Source organism: Streptomyces sp. NPDC054047 (genome assembly GCF_055585065.1).
Genome location: NZ_JBVJKV010000004.1, coordinates 590625 through 608783, shown reverse-complemented (window position 1 = coordinate 608783; position 18159 = coordinate 590625). Strand labels below are relative to the sequence as shown.

Genomic DNA, 18159 nt, shown 5'->3' with positions numbered 1-18159 from the left:
GGAGGTGGTCCGCCTCAGACGAAGGAGGCCAGGGCCGACCCCGGTCCACCCATCCGCGCTCCTCCCGCCGGGTCGGCCCTGGCCTTCTGGCATGCGTACTTCCCGCTATCCCTCCGATATGACGGACGCCGAATGGGCCCTCATCGAACCCCATCTGCCGATGCCCGCCTGCCGGACGCCCAAGGGCGGCGCACCGGAGAAGTGGCCCCGCCGGGAGATCGTCGACGGCATCCGCTATCTGGTGGACAACGGGATCAAATGGCGCGCAATGCCCTGTGACTTTCCTCCCTGGCGCACGATCTACGGGTTCGCGAGGAGATGGGCCGCGGCCGGTGTCCTGGGAGTCATCCGTGACCACCTGCGCCGCCGCGTCCGCCTCGCAGCGGGCAAGACGGCCCAGACCGCGTCGGTCATCGTCGACTCCCAGTCGATCAAGGCGTCCGAGACCGCCAGCAGGGCGACGCGGGGCTGGGACGGCGGAAAGATGATCAACGGGAGGAAGCGGCACGTCATCTGCGACCATCGCAGCCTCGTCCTGCTGATCATGGTCACCCCCGCGGATGCCCAGGACTCCCTGGTCGCCAGGGAGTTGCTGTTCCGCCTGGCTCTGATGCACCCGGAGATCGCCATTGTCTGGGCAGACTCCGCCTACGCCAAGAACGGCCTGGTGCCCTGGGCAAAGAAGTACCTCGACATCACCGTCAAAACGGTGCGGCGCCCGCCGAACACCAAGGGGTTCATCGTTCTGCCGCGTCGGTGGGCGGTCGAGCGGTGTTGGTCCTGGGTCATGAGAGCCCGCCGGCACTGCCGTGACCACGAACGGCTACCCGAGATGAGCGAATCACTCATCACCTGGGCCGCCATCACGTTGATGACGCGCCGCTTGACCCGCCGCACGGCCCGGCCCGCCGAACGCCGCGACATCACCCACGGCTATACGCTGCCGCAAGCCGCCTGATCACTTGGGTGTCTTTCCGCCGGGCGGCCCAGCCTCGCGCCCCAGGCGCTTGCGCAAGTACTCGGCGCCGGCCGACACCACAAGGCTGTGACCTGCAGAGAAGAGGCGCGATACGGGAACTCAGAGATCAGGCCACATCTGGACAACCCACACCTCAAGCGGGTCCTCATGAGGTGCTTCCGGCGGAAATGGATCGAGCGTAAGCAGAGCTTCCACATGATCCCGCCCGCGGCAGAGCAAACGCAGGTGATACCGCCCTGGCTGGAGCACGATTCCTCCGTAGTTGCAGCCGTGCAGGTCGAGTACCTCGAGGCGGTCTTCCATCGGGGAACGGAAGGATCGTTCATACTCCCAGGAACCTGTTGGCTTGGGAGCGGGACCGTCCCATATCTCCAACCGCACCAGCGGGAAGAAGTCGTTGTCGCTGGAAGTCAGACTCCAACCTTCTCCCGGGATCTGAACAATGTCGTCTTCCGCAGGCGCCTCTTCGAAGAGGATCGGGCCGACTTGGATGGTCCTGTGACGCACACGTGGACGGACATCAACAGCGTTGATCAGACTAGGCACTTACTCTCCCCACGAGGTTTAGCGAGCAGGCGCCATCAGGCTAGCCGCTGATCCGCACTGGAAGACCCTTCAGTTTGTCATGCAAGGTCCAGGAACAGGCACTTAGCTTGTTCTTTATGGTCTGGGTCGGTTTCGTTCGGTGATGCTCTCGGGTCGTTTCACGGTCTTGCCCACGTCGTAGCGGGTGGCGGGCTGCCGGTTCTTCGATCCAGGTGGCCGTCCAGGGCCGGGAGTTGAGGGTTTCGGCGCACTGGCCGGACAGTGCAGGTGCGGGCGGAGGTTCCGAAACCCTCGGCGGACTCGGGCCGGGGTGAGCCGGCCGGGCTCGGCGGGCTTCTCCCACGGCCGTCGCAAGTCGGCGGCGGCCTTGCGCAGGAGGCGGAGCTGCGTGTGGGCGGCGATGATCAGCCAGGTCCAGCGCTCGGCGGCCTCGGGGGTGCGCAGCTTCGGCCGGGTCCAGCCGAGGGTCTGTTTGATCATTCTGAAGAGGTGCTCAAGATCGAACCTCCTCAGGAATGCCTGCCAGCGCACGTCGACGTCCTCGCTGTTCAGGCCGGTGGCGGACGACCAGAGCCAGAGCGGGAGCGGGTCGCCTCCGCCGGGCAGGCGGTTGACCTGGAGGCGGATCAGTGTGCCCTCGATGATGGGGAGTTCGCTGGTGTGGTCGATCCACGCGGAGCGGGTGGTCAGTCGGGGGTGGATGCGGCCCCAGGCCAACGCGCGGGCGGCGCCGTACCGGTCGGTGACCTGCACGGTTGCCGTGTCCGGCTCGCCCCAGGTCTCCGGCTTGGCGAAGCGGAACTCCTTGCCATGCCTTGGCGGTCGCCCGCCCTGGGGATAGGCCAGGGCGTACTCCTTGAGCGAGGGCGTCGGCCGTCGCATGACACGGTCGGAGCGCATCCGTCCCAGGACCTCGACCGGAAGGCCGTCGAGGAGGTGGGCCATGCGCGGGGCGTCGTAGCCGGCGTCGAAGACGATCAGGATGTCGCGGTCACCGACGTGCCACCGGCCCATCTCGATCAGATCCACGACCACCCGCCGGACCTGGCCGGCGGTGACCTCCGCGACGTCGTCCTCGGGTCCGAGACGGGTGGCGTCCAGCAGCTGGCACCAGGACGTCCGGCCCGATTCGAGGGCGGCGACGAACGAGTAGGGCCAGCCGGGGATGAACTGGTCCGAGGACCGTCCGCTGCGGCCGTAGACATGACAGAACAGACGGTCCGCGCTGGTCGGCGCGTCGGGGCGAAGCCAGTTGCTGACGTCGACCGCCAGGACCAGGCGCCCGTCGGCGGCCCGCGGCATTGGCAGTCCGGCCAGCACCTGCCGCAGCCGGGGCACATCCACGTTCCCGCTGTTGAGCGCGTCGTACATCGCGCCGTGCCCGCGCCGGTGCTCGGCCACTAGGGTCAGGTCCACCGGCGCCCTCACTGGCCCGTCCGCGCACAGCAACGCGTCGACAAGCTCGAACAGTTCGTCCCCGCGCGCGGTCAGAGAGTCGAATAAGTCGTCCCGGAAGCGTGACGCTTGCGCGAACGCTTCCCCGGGACCGGGCTCAGGCAACAGAATCACCTTCACGGCCTTCGTCTGGATCCGTGCACCTTGGTCGGAGCACAGGATCGGACGAAGGCCGTCCCAGCGTCCGGCGAACGCTTAGGTCAACGGCCTAGTTCGAGGCCCAATTCGACCTCAGACCATAAAGAACAAGCTTATTCGACTCTGTCGCTGATCTTGTGACCCGTCCCCGGGCGAGTGTGCGTCGGTGGGATTCGGGCAGTTGTCATGCTGATGGCGCCTTGGGGCCCGACCCGGTAGGTTAGCGATCTTCGGGTGGTTCACACGCCCGGAGTCCCCGAAGGTGAACGCCCATGATGAACCTCGATCAGTCCCGCGCACGACTACGCCTCGACGCCGCGCTGGACGGTCTGGCCACCACTTTCCGCGGGATGACCGCCCACCCCGACGAGCACAACTGCGAGTGTCACTGGGGCAGCCGGGAAGACCTCGCGCAGCTCAAGGTGCCGGACAGGGAGCTGGACCACGATCTCCTGCAGCGCACATGGCAGGCCATCGACTGGAGCGACCACGCATCTGTACTGCGCCGCATCCTGCCCCAGTTCGCGACGACCCTCGTCAGCGGCCTCATCGAGCCTCACTTCGGCCCGGACCGGGCCGGGCTTTCGTTCGCTCTCGGTCACTGGCAGCAGTGGCCGGCCGAGCAGGCCGCGGCGGTCAGGGAGTTCCTGGGCGCCTGGTGGGCGCACACGCTCACCGATCCGGATCCGGCCGTACCCGCGCACGACGTCCTCATACTGAGCGCGGAGGCGTCTGCCACGCTGAGCCCGTGGCTCAGCCTCTGGGAAGCTCAGAGTGGCCCCGTGGCCGACCAGCACCTTGCCGAAGCGGCGGCGCACTGGGAATACGACCTACTCGGTGACCAACTTCCCTGGGACGCTTGGGAGAGCGAGGAGAAGATGCGTGCGGAGCTGACTGCCTGGCTTGTCCGCCATGCTCCAGCCCGGCTCCGTGCCCACGGGGTATCCGAGGAACTTCTTCACCGGATACGGCTGCTCGGCGTCACCGGTCTCGATCGCTGGCAGGACCCGCACTGGCCCGGCCACCGCTACTGACCCCACCGAACCGCGCGGTGCTCCCTGTCCACGTACCGAGGCACGTACGCCCGAGCACGCCGCGTCACAAGGTCAGCGCCAGACCCGAAACCCTTGATCGTCGACACAAGGTACGGCGGATTAGGTCTCGGTGTTCAGTGCTGTGCGTGCGGCGGTCTGGAAGTTCTTGTCCGGCTGACGCTTTGCTCTGGCGGCCGCCAGAAATCGCTCGTTGAACTCTTCGAGGTGCTCGCGTCCGGATGCGCCGGCGGCTTCGTACCAGGCCAAGCCGATCATGTCCCAGTCGTACATGGCCTGCCGGAACATGTCCGCGGCGTCGGCTACGGGTCGGGGCCCCACGACAGATACAGCGGCTGCAGCGCTGCTGAACTCGGTCCATGCATCGTGCGCTCGGACGAAGCCGGCCTGCCGCTCGTCCGGGGCGCTGCCGTCGTCGCCGAGGAGGTCGGACATCTTCCACAATGCCGCCGAGAGCTGCTTCGCGGTGCTGAGGTAGGTGCTGTAGGCGTCCCTCCGGGCCTCGTCTCGCCAGCGTGCGTGTTCGGCGCGCTGCTGGCGAGACTGGCTCAGCACCGTGAGCCATCCGCCACTCACCCCTCCCAGCGCCCCGATGAACGTCCCTAAGACCGTCGCCGTGCTCCCGTCCATGACAGCGGATTAGAACGCAAGCGGAGATCGAGCGCCAGTACGCGTGGTTCGCTACGTGGGCCCTTACGAATCACCCACATCCAGCACGAGGGCGATCCGGGCGCACGCCGAGAGCACGCACCAGACGCTGCGGCCTGATCCGCAAAGATCAGAGAGACACTCCTAGCCGTGAAGGGCGGCGAGACCGTGCAGTTCTTCCGCTACTGCCTCCGGCCCATACGCCATCAAAGGCCGTAGAGCACTTGTCTCTCGCGCGCTATGCCACATACCGTCCAAGGGCGTGAGGAAAGGGATCACGGCAGAACCACGGCTGTCGACCACAGCGTCGAGTTGCGGAGAGCGCCCGGGCCGACGCAGCGTTCGCCGCCGCCGTCCAGCCGCTCGCTCGTCTCCTCATCGACCCGGGCCGGCCGGAGATGACTTCACTGCTCGACCAGCCGCTTCACAGGCCTTGCCAAGCCGTGTTCACCCTGCACTACGCCGCCTCAACCGCAGGTCGAAAGTGCCTCACTGGCGGGTACGGTTGACGCCAAGTCGCCGTAGATCGCCGGAGTTTGACGGTGTGGAGGCGCTGGCTTGATCTTGTCTCGGACACGATGAAAGAGTGTTCTTGTAGGTTGCATCCCGCATGTTTTCGCAGACAGGAACGTTTGTCATGAGCACTCTCAGTCTCGCCGGAAAGTCGTCCGTCGCCCTCGCACTGGCCTGCGCGGCCACGCTGTTGATGCCGGCCACTCCGGCCAGCGCCTCGGACTGGGACCGGAACTGTTACAGCATCTCCGCCCCCTACAAGGGCATCAGCGAGATCATCGGCAAGGCCGGCAAGACCCGCAGCGGCTGCACGGACGCCACGATATCCCTGCAGCGTCACCGCTGGTACGGCTGGGAGGAGATGGACTGGACCCCGCTGGAAAGCGGCACCAAGTTGGCGTACTGGAACTGCACGGGTTCTGGCACCTACACCTACAAGACGGTCGTGGGCGTCGACTCCAACCTCGCCTCCTACGAAAGCGCCGAACGCCGCCTGACCTGCTGAAGAGGCAGGCGCGATGGATTTCCGCGAGACGGCCGGTGGCGGTGCGTGGTGACTCAGGGCGCGGCCGGCCGCGGACCTGGAGATCCCCGACAGCGGCGCCACCTGCCGCACCGCGCGGCACGCCCCGCCGGGGAGCCACCGATACCACCCCGCGTGCAGGTCCTCGCCGGGCCATCGGTTGTCCGGGCGGATCCCGGTGCAGGGGCGGCCTGAGCATTGCCCATCGCCTCTGCACTGTCGCCCGGGCCCGTACGGCGAAGGCAGAACACGTCGCCGCCGGGACACCAGAAGACGACCTGTCCTCCCCCAGCCGGCCCCACGGTGGCACGCACTGCGGCGGCCGGCACAACGGCCTCGCGGACCCCATGCCCCGCGTCCCGATCTGAGGTCACCCGCTTCAGCCTGCTCAAGGGGGACTCGGTGACCCCGGCCTCGGCGCCTGCCGGGCACACCGGGCACAGCATCTGGACCGGCCCATGTCATCACCAGGCCGCGGGACGGCGGGTTTCGTCATGGGGGTGAGCTTTACCGGTCTCCCCCAGCCCCAGCAGCCACGCCCCTCCCAACCGGTCCCCCGTGCTTGGGATTTACCCTCAGCGATCACCTGGGGGCATGGGAAGGGGGCCGCCGCGCACGTGAGGGGCGGCCCTGTCCGGGTACTCGGACAGGGACATCAGGAGGACTTTATGCCGCTCACGTTCCGCAAGAGCTTCCGGATACTTCCCGGCGTACAGCTCAACATCAACAAGCGCTCGTGGTCCCTCACCACAGGCGGCCGCCACGGCCCCCGCCGCACCCACAGCAGCACCGGCCGCCGCACCACCTCCATGGACCTGCCGGGCCCGTTCGGCTGGCGCCGCACAACGAAGCGACGGTAGGAGGACAGCAGGAAGAGAACCCCTGAGCCGGCTCCGGGGCCCGCCCGGAAAGTCTGCTCCCGCGACGCACTGCGCTGCGCCCTGTTGCGGCCGCCCACACCCAAGCGCTCGGCCCGGAATCCCCGGCCGAGCGCTTACGGGCTCTGCCACGAACTGTTGATCATGAGACTGCCGGCCCCGTCTGCACGCAGGTGTGGGTAGGGGAATCCGTCAGTGGCGGCCATGGACCGTCTCCGACCAACTGTGGCCGCTGACCGATCCGTTGCTGCCGAAGCCAGGCCCGAAGAGGGCGGACGGCAGACCGCGGGCGTTGGCCCGGTAGGCGGCGTGGTGCCACGTCGCGCCCTGACCTCCGCCGCAATGTTGTGGCTTGTCCGGACGAAGACTCAATCTCCTTCCAGAGGATCAACGTCCTGACGCCGGCGAGTCGGCCCCAGGCCGCCCAGAGCCCGCAGAGATGGAACGTCCGTACAACCATCGGGACCCCCAAAAGGTCAACTCGTCGGCCCAGCCGCACGTTGACCAAGGGAAGTCGTATGCCGCGCGCCAGTCGCACCGCCCGCCTCACCATGCCCCTGCTCGCCGCGTCCCTGCTCGCCGGCGGCGGTCTGTCGGCCCTCACCCTCGGACAGGGCAGTGCCGAGGCCGCCGCCGGCACGGGCCGCGCGGACGCGGCGGCCAAGCCCTCAAACGACTTCAACGGCGACGGGTACGCCGACCTCGTCGTCGGCGCCCCCGGCGGCACGGTCTCCGGCAAGGCCGAGGCCGGGTACGTGGCGGTGACGTACGGGGCGAAAAACGGACTCGACCCCGCCCGCAAGAAGGTCGTCAGCCGCTCCACCAGCGGGGTGCCCGGGGCGGCCACAGCCAAGGAGTCCTTCGGCAGCACGTTCACCAAGGGCGACCTGGACCACGACGGTTACGCGGACCTGGTCATCGGCATCGGTGGCAGGTACGCCGACGCGGGCTCGGTGATTCTGTGGGGCTCCCCCTCCGGCCTGACCGGCGCCACCAAGATCACCACCTACGGCCGGACGCCGACGGCCGGGGACTTCGACGGCGACGGCACTAGCGACCTCGCCCTGTTCGCCGGGGTGCCCTACCACGGCGACGACCCGGTCCCCCAGCAGGCTCGCCTGTGGAAGGGCCCCATCGCGCGCACCGGCACCCCGGCCAAGACCCTCGACTTCATGGACGCCTCGCAGTGGGACCACGACAGCGAGCAGCGCCCCGACCCCACCTGCGCCGACCGGGAGTGCGAGGACGGCCCCAGAAGCCTGGCGGGCCCGGTCGTCCCCAACGCCGTCGGTGACCTCAACGGCGACGGGTACGCCGACATCGCCATGGACCGCTACTCCGGTGACGGCGAGTGGGGCAGCGGCGTCCTGTACGGCTCGCCCACCGGCTTCACCCGCGGCCGCACGCACGGCTCGTCCGGCGCGATGGCCATCGGCGACATCAACGGCGACGGCTACGACGACCTGGTGACCGGCGACGCCGACTACCAGCTGGACGGCGACTACAACTCCAGGGCCTACGTCTCCTACGGTTCCCCCGACGGCCTCAAGGAGGCGAGGCAGAAACTCGACCAGAACATGCCGGGGGTGCCGGGCGTCGAGGAAGAGGGGGACCTCTTCGGCACGTCGGTGGCCGTCGGCGATGTGACGGGCGACGGATACGCCGATGTGGCGGTGGGTGTCGTGGGCGAGGACGTTGGCACCGTCACCGACGCGGGAGCGGTCGTCCTACTACGGGGCAGCGCCGACGGCGTCACCGGCGCCGGGGCCCAGGCCTTCCACCAGGACACGGCGGGCACCCCGGGCGTCGCGGAGAACAACGACTCGTTCGGGCAAGCGACAGCGCTGCTCGACGTCACCGGTGACGGCCACGCCGACCTCGCCGCTTCCTCCGTGTCGGAAAACGCGCAGGCGGGTGCCCTGTGGTCGCTGCGCGGCACCGCCACAGGCCTGACGGCCACCGGTTCCCTCGCCTTCGGGCCCAAGGACGTCGGGGCCCCGCACACCGCGGCGCGGTTCGGCAGCACACTGCGCTGACCACCCGCCCGCGCAGCCGGCCGCCCGGTCCGAGCCCCACCCCCTGTGAGGTTCAGACCGGACGGACCAGCCTCCAGGCGCCGGGCGCACGGTCCCCTGCCTGCCGTGCCGCTCCCCCAGCGCGAAGGCGCCGTCCCTGTTGCCCGCGACCACGCCCAGACCGATACGGTCACCGCCCCGCGCCGCGCAGTGCCCGACGGCATCGCCGCGAGGGGGACTAAGACTCACGGGCCATCAGGGCACGGCCGGCGGGTCCGGGGCGTGGCGGGCGCGTGAATGCGTACGCAGGCGAACTGCCCCGCCCCCACCGGATACGCCGTCAGGGATACTGCAGATCAGCACCCCGCGGAAATCCCCCTGCTCGCTCCGCGCAGAGCAACGGCCGCTGCATGGTCGGCCAAAGAGCCGGGTGAAGCCACCTCACCAGAGGTGGCGCACCACTACCCGGGCTGGGACTGGGGCTGGGGCTGGGACTGGGACTGGGACTGGGACTGGGACTGGGACTGGGGCTGGGGCTGGGGCTGGACGACGCTTGGCTACCGCTGTGTGCCAGATCCCCCCGACCGGTGCGGCCAGACCAGCGCCTGCGCGACGATGACGCTCTCACCGTTGAAGGTTACGGTCGGCCCTGCGTGCAATTCATAGCCCAGGTCCATCGCTTCGCTCACACGCCTACAGAACCGGGCGTCGTCCGGGCCGGTTATAACGCGGTAGAGGGGCAGGCCATCAGGTGGTGTGCTCATGAGGAGAAGAATCCCAGACGCACCCACCCCCCGAGCCTGCGGGCCAGCAGACACCCACCCAAAGCAGCGGGCAACAGCCCACCCACACACCGGATCAAGGGCACCCTGCACGGAAGAGACCACGGAATCGGGCCTGGGGGCCTGGGGCCTGGAGGCCTGGGGGCCTGAGGGTCGGATGCTTGCGCGCCACGGCCCAGGACTCCACCCGGCCGGCGCCCCTTTCGCATCGCCCAAGGTGTTCTACGCCGCCGTGGCGGGTGCTGGCACCGGCAGATACGGCCGGAGCCGACTTCGGTGACCCGTGACGAAGCCACCGGAACCCGCGGCCCATCACCGCTGCGCGGTGGGCCCTGCCACGAGGGGACGCTCCTTCTTCCGGACACCTCCGTGTGAGCCTGTGCCCCCCCCCGCCCCCCCGGCTGCAGGGCGGGCGGATGCTGTGGCGCGCGCTGGGCGGCTTCCGAAGCTCGCGGGAGGCAGTTCGGTGCGAAGCAGTGGCCCCGAGGTCGCATCGTGCAGCAGCCGTGCGAAGTGCACAGGATCTGCGCCCGACCTGCCCCGGCTCCGGACCCTGCGGACGGGGCACGCCATGTGGGTCGACCGGCTCGACGAGGCGATCGAGGCCGCGGAACGCCGCGAGGCCGAGCGGGTCCGCGGCGAGCAGGCCCGCCCCGCGGTGTACGTGCATGCGGGGCACTGCGCCATGACGCCGAAGCCGCCGCGAGCGAAGGGGATCACCGTGGATCAGGCGCGCCGCGCCCTGCACGAGCGGGTCGCCGCGTGCCCGCACTGCCGACCGGACACCGAGCTCGGCATGCTGGAGTGGTCAGACCAGCGGCACCTCAGGCGGATTGGGGTCGTCCTCCGGGTAGACGCCGTAAATGTACTTGTAGTGCTCGCGACGCTCGTCCTCTTCGCCGTCATCGGTGTCAGGGCGGTCGAGCAGCCACTCAATGAACTCGAATAAGCCCATGGGTGCTCCCGTGATGAGTGCTCCTGCATCCAGCGTTGCACCGACCGGGCCAGGCGCCTACGGCCGCGCCAACTTTGTCGGCTTCCGTGGCACCATCTCCTCGTTGGCGTCCACTTCTTCCGGATCTTGTGGACCGTCGGAGGGCCTGCTCGCTGATCCTGCTGTGCATGAAGTCGGCTTGCGGCTGAGCGCCTGCTCGCACAACACAATCCTTGAATGGCACCCTTGGATTTCCTCGCTGCTCAGCGCTCAGCCAGCGGCCTGTTGCTCGGCGCGGGCGCGGGTGGTGGCGAGGCGGTAGGAGTCCGTGCCGGTCTCGATGATGTTGCGCGGTGCCGTACGCACGGCGCCGCGAGGGCGAGCTAACGGGGTGCGGGCTGGTGCGCCGGGCGGTGGGCGTGGATCCGGCCGCGTCGGCGGCGGCCGTGCTCACGCCGCAGGAGCGCGCGGTGTCCCGGCCGACCGCGGCGGGGCTGACGAACCGGGAGATCGCGCGCGAGCTGCTGCTGAGCGCGAAGACGATTGAGCATCATCTGGGCCGCGTGTACGCGAAGTTGAGCATCCGCTCGCGGGCGGCGCTCGCCGCGACGCTCGGCGCGTAGGCGGGGCGCGTGACCGTTCGGGGCCGCCGGCCCGGGTGGCCGGGTTAAGGGCGCCGGGTCTGTGACGGATGCGCCCACCCCGTCCGCTGCCACCTCGGGTCCGCGAGCCAGGTCTCCAGAACTCTGAGGATCTTGGTGGAGTTGAGGGCCACGGTCACAGCCAGGTACGGCTTCTTGTTCTTGTCCAGAGCAGGCCTGGCGGAGAACTGCTTGGTGTCGGCCCGTAGGCCCACCCGGTCGAAGGGGCCCGCGGTGTCCCTCATCATGACGAGGTCCGCCACCGGTGTGGACCGGAAGGTCTCGACTCCGGTCTTGGGGTCCATCTCCCAGTACGTGATCACCGATCCGGGGACGGTTCCGGCCTTCAGGATCCGGTTGTACAGCTCGGTGATCTGTTCCTTGAGGTCCCTGCGGCCGGTCACCTCGGACTTGAACTCGTGGCAGGCCGGCAGCTTGCGTCCGTCGCCGTTCCCGTAGAGGCGGCCGTGGTCGAAGTACTTCCGTCCCTTCTCCTGGTGCGGTTCTTTGATCCACACGTCGCGCACCTCGGTCACGGTGGTGAAGGGCTTGGCCACCTTGACCGCCTGTCCGCGGCTGTCGGTGAAGTCGGCCTTGCCGCCCGTCACCGAGGTGTTGGCCAGGCGCAGCAGCGCGTGGTCGGCGAAGCCGAGGACGACACGGACCTCCTTCAGATCGGGGAAGGCGATCTCCAGGTACTCGCCGAGCAGGGCACTCGCCGTGACCTTCTCGTCGCCCAGGAGGGCCAGGGCCCGCTGGAGCTGGCGGTCGAAGTGGTCGAAGCCGCCGCGGCCCAGCTCCCATTCGGCCGAGACGTGCCGGGCGACCGCCTCGCGCAGCGCCGCGGTGCGCTGCGGGTTGCGGCGCCAGGCCGGCTCGATGCGCCGCCCCTTCACACCGCCCACCACGTCTGGCTTCTTGGGGACGCTCACCTGGGCGTCGTGCAGGACCTCCGCCACCGCCAGCTTGCTCACGATCATCGGCGAGTAGGCGCGGGGGCGGCCCGAACCAGTCTTCGTACCCAGGGTGCTCACGGCGTCTCGGCCCCTTCCGGAACCGGTGCGGGCCCGAACAGTGTCTCCAGGTCGCCGAGGGTGTCGTCGGCCTCCAGAGCGGCGGCCAGGATCTTGAAGCGGGCCAGGCCGATCCGGAACAGCACGGTGAGCAGCCCCTCACCGAGGCCGCGGCGCAGCGCCTCGCTGCGGGCCACCAGGGCGCCGACCTCGCGCAGCGCGCCGGGGTCGTCGCGGCCGAGGCGGAACAGGCGGGCGCGGGCCTGGGCCTCCACCGTGCCCGCCGTGGCCAGGGTGCCCAGGATCTCGTGCAGCAGGAGCATCACGATGCCGAGGAGGACGGCGGCGTGGCCCAGCAGGCCGAGGCCCGCCGCGAGGGCCAGCGGGGCGCCGGGCACCAGGGCGCCGAGCGCGAGCAGCGACAGGGCGGCCGCTACCCGGGCCAGCACGTCCCAGAACGCCGCCCAGGCCGCCCGGTCCCTGGCCTGTTCCTTCAGCCGGGCGTCGAGTCCTGCCCGGTAGCGGCGCAGCACGATGCGGTCCCAGGGGCCGGCCCGGTCGTCCCGTACCGCGAAGTCGGCGAGCAGGTAGGGATTGGCGAGGACGCCGAGCTCCTCGCTGCCCTTGGCCAGGACGATGTCGAGGGTGCGCGCCTCGACGTGGGTGATGCCCCGGTCGGCGCGCTCGTCGGTACGGGGAGCCTCGAAGGTGATCCATTCCGTGTCCGGGGCACGGTGTTCCGCTGCGTGGGTCAGCCGGTCGAGTTCGGCGATGAGCCCGTCCAGGCGCACCGAGATCTGAGCGGCCACCGTGTACGGAAGATGCGGGTCCTTCGGGCTGGTGCGCAGCGTGTCGGGCAGGTCGTCGAGAACCAGCAGCGCGGCCGGACACGCCGCGTGAACCTCTCTCAACGCGCCATGCATGACGTCGAGTTCCACCTCCTGGGCGTCCGCGTACGTCTGGTACCACAGGGCGGCGCCGCTGCCGGGGACGCGGGTCCTGGGCGGGTCCTTCCGGTCGCGGTCGGCCATCTTCTCGCCGAGTCGCCGGGCCTCCTCGAGCGCGACGAGATAGGTGTGGCCGTGTTCGAGGACGGCGTCCTGGGCCGCCTTCCGCACGAACCGGATGCCCACTGTCCGCCAGCCCTCGTACGGTGGCCGGAAGTCGGCCTTGTGGCCGACAAGCGTGCGACGTGCGTCCGCCCAGGCCGTCTTGGCGTACGCGGTGGCGCGCCGTTCGACGCGGACCAGGGCCTGCCCGATCATCAGCTCCAGGACGCGACGGGTGAGCCGGTGGAACCGCACCAGCCCGTCCGGCAGGCCCAGTTCCCTCATCCGCGGCTCGACCAGCGCCACGGCGTCCCAGCCGAGGTTCGCGTAGGCGGTGGCCAGGTCGTCGAGGTGGTCGGCGCCGAAGCGCACGAGGAAGGGCCGCTGCCTGCCGAGGTGTTCGACCGTCGGGTCGGCCGTCGGGGCGGCCGTCGGGTCGGCCGTCGGGTCGGCCATCGTGGTCAGGAACAGCGCCTGCGCGACGGTGTGCGGGGCGAGCACGTGCCGGCGCCACCAGGCGTCGAGCGCGCCGAGTTCGGGCTCCTCCTCGGGCGTCGCCGGGAGGTCGGTGACGGGCACGGCGGGCGGCCCCGCGCCCGCCGCGGCGCGCGCCGTGATCATGACGTTCTGCATCAGCCGGTCCCCGTCTCCCGCGGCTCTCGTTCGCGTTCCGCGCGCTCCGCCTCAACATCGGGCAGGCCGTCCGCGCTTCCGTGCAGGTACACCAGCGTCGTGGGCACGGTGAAGGTCCACGGCTTGCCGTCCGGGGCGCCGCCGAGCCGGTCGTCGGTCTGTTTGCGCAGTTCCTCGTGGAGTGGCAGGAACAGCGGATCGCCGATGACGGGGGCCGGGCCGCCGGTCCATGCCTCGCGGGTGGCCAGGTAGTGCAGCGCCGCCTCCTCGTAGGCGGGGGTGACGGCGACCAGGACCCGTGCCATGCCCGCCCGCAGGAACGCGGTGAAGTCCCGGTCGGCGTCGTCGCCCTGGTTCATCAGCTCGACCCAGCGCGGCAGTTCGGCCCAGAAGTACGGGTAGCAGAGGTACGAGATGTGGTGCCACTCGAAGGCCTGCTCCAGGAACTGGACGATGGTGCCCTTGTCGCGCGCCGCGCCGATGTCGATCGCGGGGACGACGACGCCCTGGTCGCGCTCGTGCGTGAACCGGGCCCGCGCGGGCGGCTTGCCGCCGGGCTGCTCGGGCAGGGCGAAGCGGGTCCACTCCATGTCGGTGGTGCGGGTAAGCATGGCGTCGATCTGGAGCAGGTCGTCCGCGTCGTCGGAGTCGAACTCCTTGGTGATCAGCGTCAGGCAGTGCTTCTTCAGCTCCTCGTCCATGACGAGCCGATTCGCCTCGCTCGAACCGCCCTGCAGGACGTCGCGCACGGTGAGCGCCTTGAGCTGGTCGAGTTCCTCCTGGTACTGGGTGAGGGCCGCCTCGTACTCCTGGGTGCGCCGCTGGTTGAGGGCGTCGACGCGTTTGCGTTCGGCGCTGAAGACGACGTCGCGCACCTTGTGCTGCCAGTCGAGCAGGGCGTCGGCGCGGAGGTGCAGCGTGGCCGAGACGAACAGCCCGTAGCTCTGCACCCAGCGGAAGGCGAGGCCGAGCGTGACGGTGTCGGAGTGCAGCGGCAGCGGGCCGCCCTGCGGGGCAGGCGGGGTCTTCTCGTAGTGGGCAGGGAAGTACCAGACGTCGGTTCCGCCGCCCTCCTGGTTGTAGCACTGCACTCCGTTGACGGTGACGCGCAGCAGCCGGCCGCCCTGGTCCTCGAAGTCGACGCTTCCGTCAAGGCGCAGTTCCGTCAGCTGGTACATGGCGGCGTCGTCGATGCGGCACTGGTAGGTCTTGCCGTGCCACAGGTGCTCGCGCTGGATGTCCTTCTCGGCGAGATAGCCGTCGCTGCCCTCGTTCACGAGGATCGGCACCTGGCGCCACTCGGTGGGGAACGTGAAGCCGGACAGGTCGTGATCGCGGCGCAGTTCGCGGAACTTCGCCTCGTCGATGTCGCCCGGCGCGAAGTCGATCCGGGGCTTTTCGAGGACGGGCGGCACCGGCGGCTCGGGCAGGACGAGTCCGTCGGTGTGGGAGCGCAGCTTCGACTCGGCCCAGAACGCGGCCGGTTCGGGCACCAGGAACTCGAACATGAGGCGCTTGCCGTACGTGTAGACCTGCGCCGTGTACTCCTTGTCGACCCAGCGGTAGATCCCGGAGACGTGCCCCTCGCCCCTGATGTTGCTGAACTCCTGCCGGTTCTTCTCCTCCGTCTCCCACTGCCGCGTGGAGGAGCGCTGGGACGTGGTCTGGGTCGTGACCCGGTCCACCGCCTTGTCGACGATCTCGCGCGCGAAGTTGTGCGCCGCCTTCTGGGTGGCGTCGGAGGAGCGGTTGTACGAGAATCCGCCGCCGAGTGAGGCGACGACGGTGCCGCCGTTGTAGCTGACGCTGGCGTTGGCGGTGACGCCGAGGGCCGTCTTGACGACCTGTTCCGCTTCCTGTTTCACCTCGTGGCGGGTGGTCGACTGGGTGTCCCGCGTGTGTTCCTCGGTGCTGGTGTCGCCGAAGGAGTAGGTCTCCTCGTTCTTCTCCAGGCGCCGGTGGTCGCGCAGTTTGCGTTCGCCGAGCATCACGTTGTGGATGTGGGAGATCTCGCCGGGGACGTAGGCGGTCAGCCACTGCCGTACGACCTTCAGGTCGCCGACGCCGATCGGTTTCACGTCGTTGAAGGGGCGGGTGTAGCGGAAGAGCTGGGCGAAGACCGGGTGGACGACCGGTGCGGCCTCGAGGTAGGCGGTGAGGTCGTCGCGGGTGGCCACGAGCGGCAGCCCGGGGACCGCCGTGGCACCGGTCCAGCCGCGCAGTCCGGGGTGGAAGGCGGCGAGGGCGGTGAGCAGCGCCTTCTCCCCCGCGCCGGGCGCCGTGCCGCCGCGCACCGCCGCGTAGATCCCGTCGATGACGAGGGCCTCGGCCAGGTGCAGGACGCGCAGTCCGTCGATGATGTGCTCCAGGTTGACCGTGACCCTGCGGCGCATCATGTACAGCAGGTAGAGGGCGTCGAACAGGGCGCGGCGGGCCGTGCGGTACGGCTCGCTGTGGGCGCCGTCCTTCGTCAGGACGAGGCTCTTGAGTCCGCCGGCCGGGGCGCCGAGCGCGGTCTCGATCCGCTGGGCGAACCGGGCGGGGTCCCATTTCCGGGTGTCCGCCCCTTCCTCCCGCGCGACGGTGGCCGCGCGGTGCAGTACGGCGAGCAGCGGATGGTTGCCGGGGACGTCCTCGGGGCGGTCGGGCAGCAGGACGTACTGGTCGCCGTCCTTGACGTAGGTGCGCCGGTCGAGCTGCTCGAAGGGCAGCACCTTCGTGCCGCCGTCGCCGCATGTCCCGTACCGGGGCAGGTTCTTGACGAGTTCGTGCAGCAGGTCGGCGATGCGGGTGGCCATCGTGTCGTCGTCGCCGGCCGGGTCGCAGAAGACCCGGCGGAAGACGACCCTGCCCGGCTCGGATTTGCTCGTCGGCGTGTGCAGGTCCTCGGGCTCGAAGGCGACGACGCCCTGGTCCTTGAAGACGATCGCCTCGTCGTGGACGTGGCGGCGGCGCCGCACGGCCACGTCGACGGACTCGGGAGCCCGCACCACCATGAAGTCGAACAGGGGTTCCTGGTCCAGGGCCATGACACACCTCACCGGTCGCGCGGACGGACTGCGCAGGACATTAGGAGGGGGCCGGGGCCGCTCGCATCGGGAGGCGTATAGGGGATTCCCCTGGCCGCCTCGGACCCGCGGGCGATCAGAGCAGTCCGCACTCCTCCTCCGCTCCGGAACACCAGTGGGACCGCGTCCGCGATCGACCGCGAATCGGCTGGGAGGAGAGGCGCTGACACACCCGCCCGGGGGTAGGGGCGCCGACCGGGGCGTACGGCGATGATCGGCGGGGTGGCCGGGCTCACCGCCGCGCACATCCTGAGCCGCGCGCGTCACGCCACGCTGGACGAGGCCGAGGAACCGCTCGGCGGCCACGCCCACACCCTGACGGCGCCGGACGGCTCGGCCCACCGGGTCGACCCCGGCGACCATGACCTGCCGGCCCGGGGCCGGCCGAACGGCTTCGGGGTGTCGATCCGGGACTGCGTCTTGATGGGCGCGCGGCGCGCCCGGCCGCCGTAGCGGCCGGGGACGACCATGCGGAGGGGGAAGCCGTGCTCGAACGGCAGGGGGTCGCCCGTTCATGCCGACCGGAAGCAGCGCGTCCCGGCCGTCCATCACGTCGTCGACGGGCGTGCCGAAGGGCATCCCGTCCAGCGAGCGCGACACCCGGTGCCCGAGACCTCTAGCACTCCGAAGCAAGGCATGCGGGTGGAGCACCGCACAGGTCGGCAGGCGCCGAGCGTAGTGGCCGGAGCGGCAGCCGATCCGGGGCAGGGAATCGAGGCAAGGGGACGTTGCGGGCTCGGCCGCGCCCGGCCGCGCTGTCAGCGGACGTGAACACCATTTCGAGATAAGGGCATCGCCATCTGCCAAGGCAACATGCCCAGATCGGGCCCCTGCGGGAAATCCCTGTGTGGGGCCCCGATTGCATGTCTTCCCACAGCCGCCCGCTGGGACACTACTTCCACGCGACGGCCACCACGGCCGCGGCCGCGCTGTACGCCCCAACAGCGTAGAAGGCCCACGGCCGCTTGTTGCGCATGCCGATCAGCGCGGTCACTGCCACCAAGACATCCAGGGCCAGCTTCACTGCCATCTTCGCGCCAACTACCGGTACGTCCAGGGATATTCGGGTCCAGACGAGTCCCGCGCCGGTGACCAGCTGGACGACCGCGCTGCTCACCATGTACCCGCTGGCCACCGGGTCCTTCCCTCTCAGTTGGAAGAAGACTCCGCCCATCAGCGCGGCGAACCCGAAGAGGTGGAAGACAAGGAACACATACCGCAGGATCTCCATGCCGGTGATCTTTCTCTAGAGTCAGAACGCGTTGCTGCTTCTTTGCGCAGGACCTCGGCCA

The 18159-nt window shown here is 69.6% G+C and carries 14 protein-coding genes and 3 pseudogenes; 8 read left to right on the top strand and 9 right to left on the bottom strand.

The annotated features are described in order from the left end of the window. Positions 1–91: 91 nt before the first annotated feature. A pseudogene (locus ACZ6ZP_RS19560) lies at positions 92–892 on the top strand (IS5 family transposase); the annotation flags it as partial. 186 nt (positions 893–1078) lie between these two features. Here ACZ6ZP_RS19560 and ACZ6ZP_RS19555 read toward each other — a convergent pair. Continuing rightward, on the bottom strand, positions 1079–1525 hold the full coding sequence (locus ACZ6ZP_RS19555) for a hypothetical protein (protein ID WP_469407663.1): 447 nt from the start codon (positions 1523–1525) through the stop codon (positions 1079–1081). Positions 1526–1639: 114 nt separating this feature from the next. Beyond that, positions 1640–3094, bottom strand: coding sequence for an NF041680 family putative transposase (locus ACZ6ZP_RS19550; protein ID WP_469407704.1), 1455 nt, complete (start codon positions 3092–3094; stop codon positions 1640–1642). A gap of 299 nt (positions 3095–3393) precedes the next feature. On the opposite strand from ACZ6ZP_RS19550, the gene ACZ6ZP_RS19545 reads away from it, so the two are divergent. Continuing rightward, on the top strand, positions 3394–4152 hold the full coding sequence (locus ACZ6ZP_RS19545) for a hypothetical protein (RefSeq protein ID WP_383825673.1): 759 nt from the start codon (positions 3394–3396) through the stop codon (positions 4150–4152). Between the two features lie 120 nt (positions 4153–4272). On the opposite strand, the gene ACZ6ZP_RS19540 is transcribed toward ACZ6ZP_RS19545, so the two are convergent. After that, the gene (locus ACZ6ZP_RS19540; RefSeq protein ID WP_469407662.1) at positions 4273–4800 is read right to left on the bottom strand and encodes a hypothetical protein; all 528 of its coding nucleotides are present in this window, start codon (positions 4798–4800) and stop codon (positions 4273–4275) included. A 655-nt stretch (positions 4801–5455) separates the two neighbouring features. Here ACZ6ZP_RS19540 and ACZ6ZP_RS19535 point away from each other — a divergent pair. The 3 genes from ACZ6ZP_RS19535 (at position 5456) to ACZ6ZP_RS19525 (ending at position 8768) form a co-directional block, all read left to right on the top strand. After that, positions 5456–5836: a hypothetical protein gene (locus tag ACZ6ZP_RS19535; RefSeq protein WP_351172605.1), complete on the top strand. Its 381-nt coding sequence runs from the start codon at positions 5456–5458 to the stop codon at positions 5834–5836. Between the two features lie 686 nt (positions 5837–6522). After that, positions 6523–6714, top strand: coding sequence for a DUF4236 domain-containing protein (locus tag ACZ6ZP_RS19530; protein ID WP_190086019.1), 192 nt, complete (start codon positions 6523–6525; stop codon positions 6712–6714). Positions 6715–7250: 536 nt separating this feature from the next. Then, positions 7251–8768: a hypothetical protein gene (locus tag ACZ6ZP_RS19525; RefSeq protein WP_469407661.1), complete on the top strand. Its 1518-nt coding sequence runs from the start codon at positions 7251–7253 to the stop codon at positions 8766–8768. Between the two features lie 536 nt (positions 8769–9304). Here ACZ6ZP_RS19525 and ACZ6ZP_RS19520 read toward each other — a convergent pair. Continuing rightward, a complete protein-coding gene (locus ACZ6ZP_RS19520) occupies positions 9305–9511 on the bottom strand; it encodes a DUF1737 domain-containing protein (protein ID WP_469407660.1) in 207 nt (68 codons plus the stop codon). Between the two features lie 589 nt (positions 9512–10100). On the opposite strand from ACZ6ZP_RS19520, the gene ACZ6ZP_RS19515 reads away from it, so the two are divergent. Together ACZ6ZP_RS19515 and ACZ6ZP_RS19510 are read left to right on the top strand one after the other, a co-directional pair. After that, complete coding sequence (locus tag ACZ6ZP_RS19515; protein WP_469407658.1) at positions 10101–10478, top strand: DUF6233 domain-containing protein; 378 nt, start codon at positions 10101–10103, stop codon at positions 10476–10478. 404 nt (positions 10479–10882) lie between these two features. Beyond that, entirely contained in the window at positions 10883–11086 is a 204-nt protein-coding gene (locus tag ACZ6ZP_RS19510) for a response regulator transcription factor (RefSeq protein ID WP_469407657.1), read from the top strand. 44 nt (positions 11087–11130) lie between these two features. On the opposite strand, the gene ACZ6ZP_RS19505 is transcribed toward ACZ6ZP_RS19510, so the two are convergent. From ACZ6ZP_RS19505 to ACZ6ZP_RS19495, 3 genes are read right to left on the bottom strand one after another with little or no spacing between them, the layout of a single operon-like run. Continuing rightward, positions 11131–12138, bottom strand: a complete 1008-nt coding sequence (locus tag ACZ6ZP_RS19505; protein ID WP_366465101.1) for a hypothetical protein — start codon at positions 12136–12138, stop codon at positions 11131–11133. After that, the gene (locus ACZ6ZP_RS19500; protein ID WP_469407656.1) at positions 12135–13799 is read right to left on the bottom strand and encodes a hypothetical protein; all 1665 of its coding nucleotides are present in this window, start codon (positions 13797–13799) and stop codon (positions 12135–12137) included. The genes ACZ6ZP_RS19505 and ACZ6ZP_RS19500 overlap by 4 nt, the downstream gene beginning before the upstream one ends. Beyond that, positions 13799–16828 carry a hypothetical protein gene (locus tag ACZ6ZP_RS19495; protein ID WP_469407655.1) on the bottom strand — a complete coding sequence of 1010 codons (3030 nt, stop codon included), beginning with the start codon at positions 16826–16828 and terminating at the stop codon, positions 13799–13801. The genes ACZ6ZP_RS19500 and ACZ6ZP_RS19495 overlap by 1 nt, the downstream gene beginning before the upstream one ends. 249 nt (positions 16829–17077) lie before the next feature. On the opposite strand from ACZ6ZP_RS19495, the pseudogene ACZ6ZP_RS19490 reads away from it, so the two are divergent. Next, positions 17078–17224: pseudogene (locus ACZ6ZP_RS19490) on the top strand (NAD(P)-binding protein); the annotation flags it as partial. On the opposite strand, the pseudogene ACZ6ZP_RS19485 reads toward ACZ6ZP_RS19490, so the two are convergent. Both ACZ6ZP_RS19485 and ACZ6ZP_RS19480 read right to left on the bottom strand, forming a co-directional pair. Beyond that, positions 17179–17467, bottom strand: a pseudogene (locus ACZ6ZP_RS19485) (molybdopterin-dependent oxidoreductase); the annotation flags it as partial. The pseudogenes ACZ6ZP_RS19490 and ACZ6ZP_RS19485 overlap by 46 nt on opposite strands. 292 nt (positions 17468–17759) lie before the next feature. Further along, the gene (locus ACZ6ZP_RS19480) at positions 17760–18098 is read right to left on the bottom strand and encodes a hypothetical protein (RefSeq protein ID WP_399976804.1); all 339 of its coding nucleotides are present in this window, start codon (positions 18096–18098) and stop codon (positions 17760–17762) included. Positions 18099–18159 lie beyond the last annotated feature (61 nt).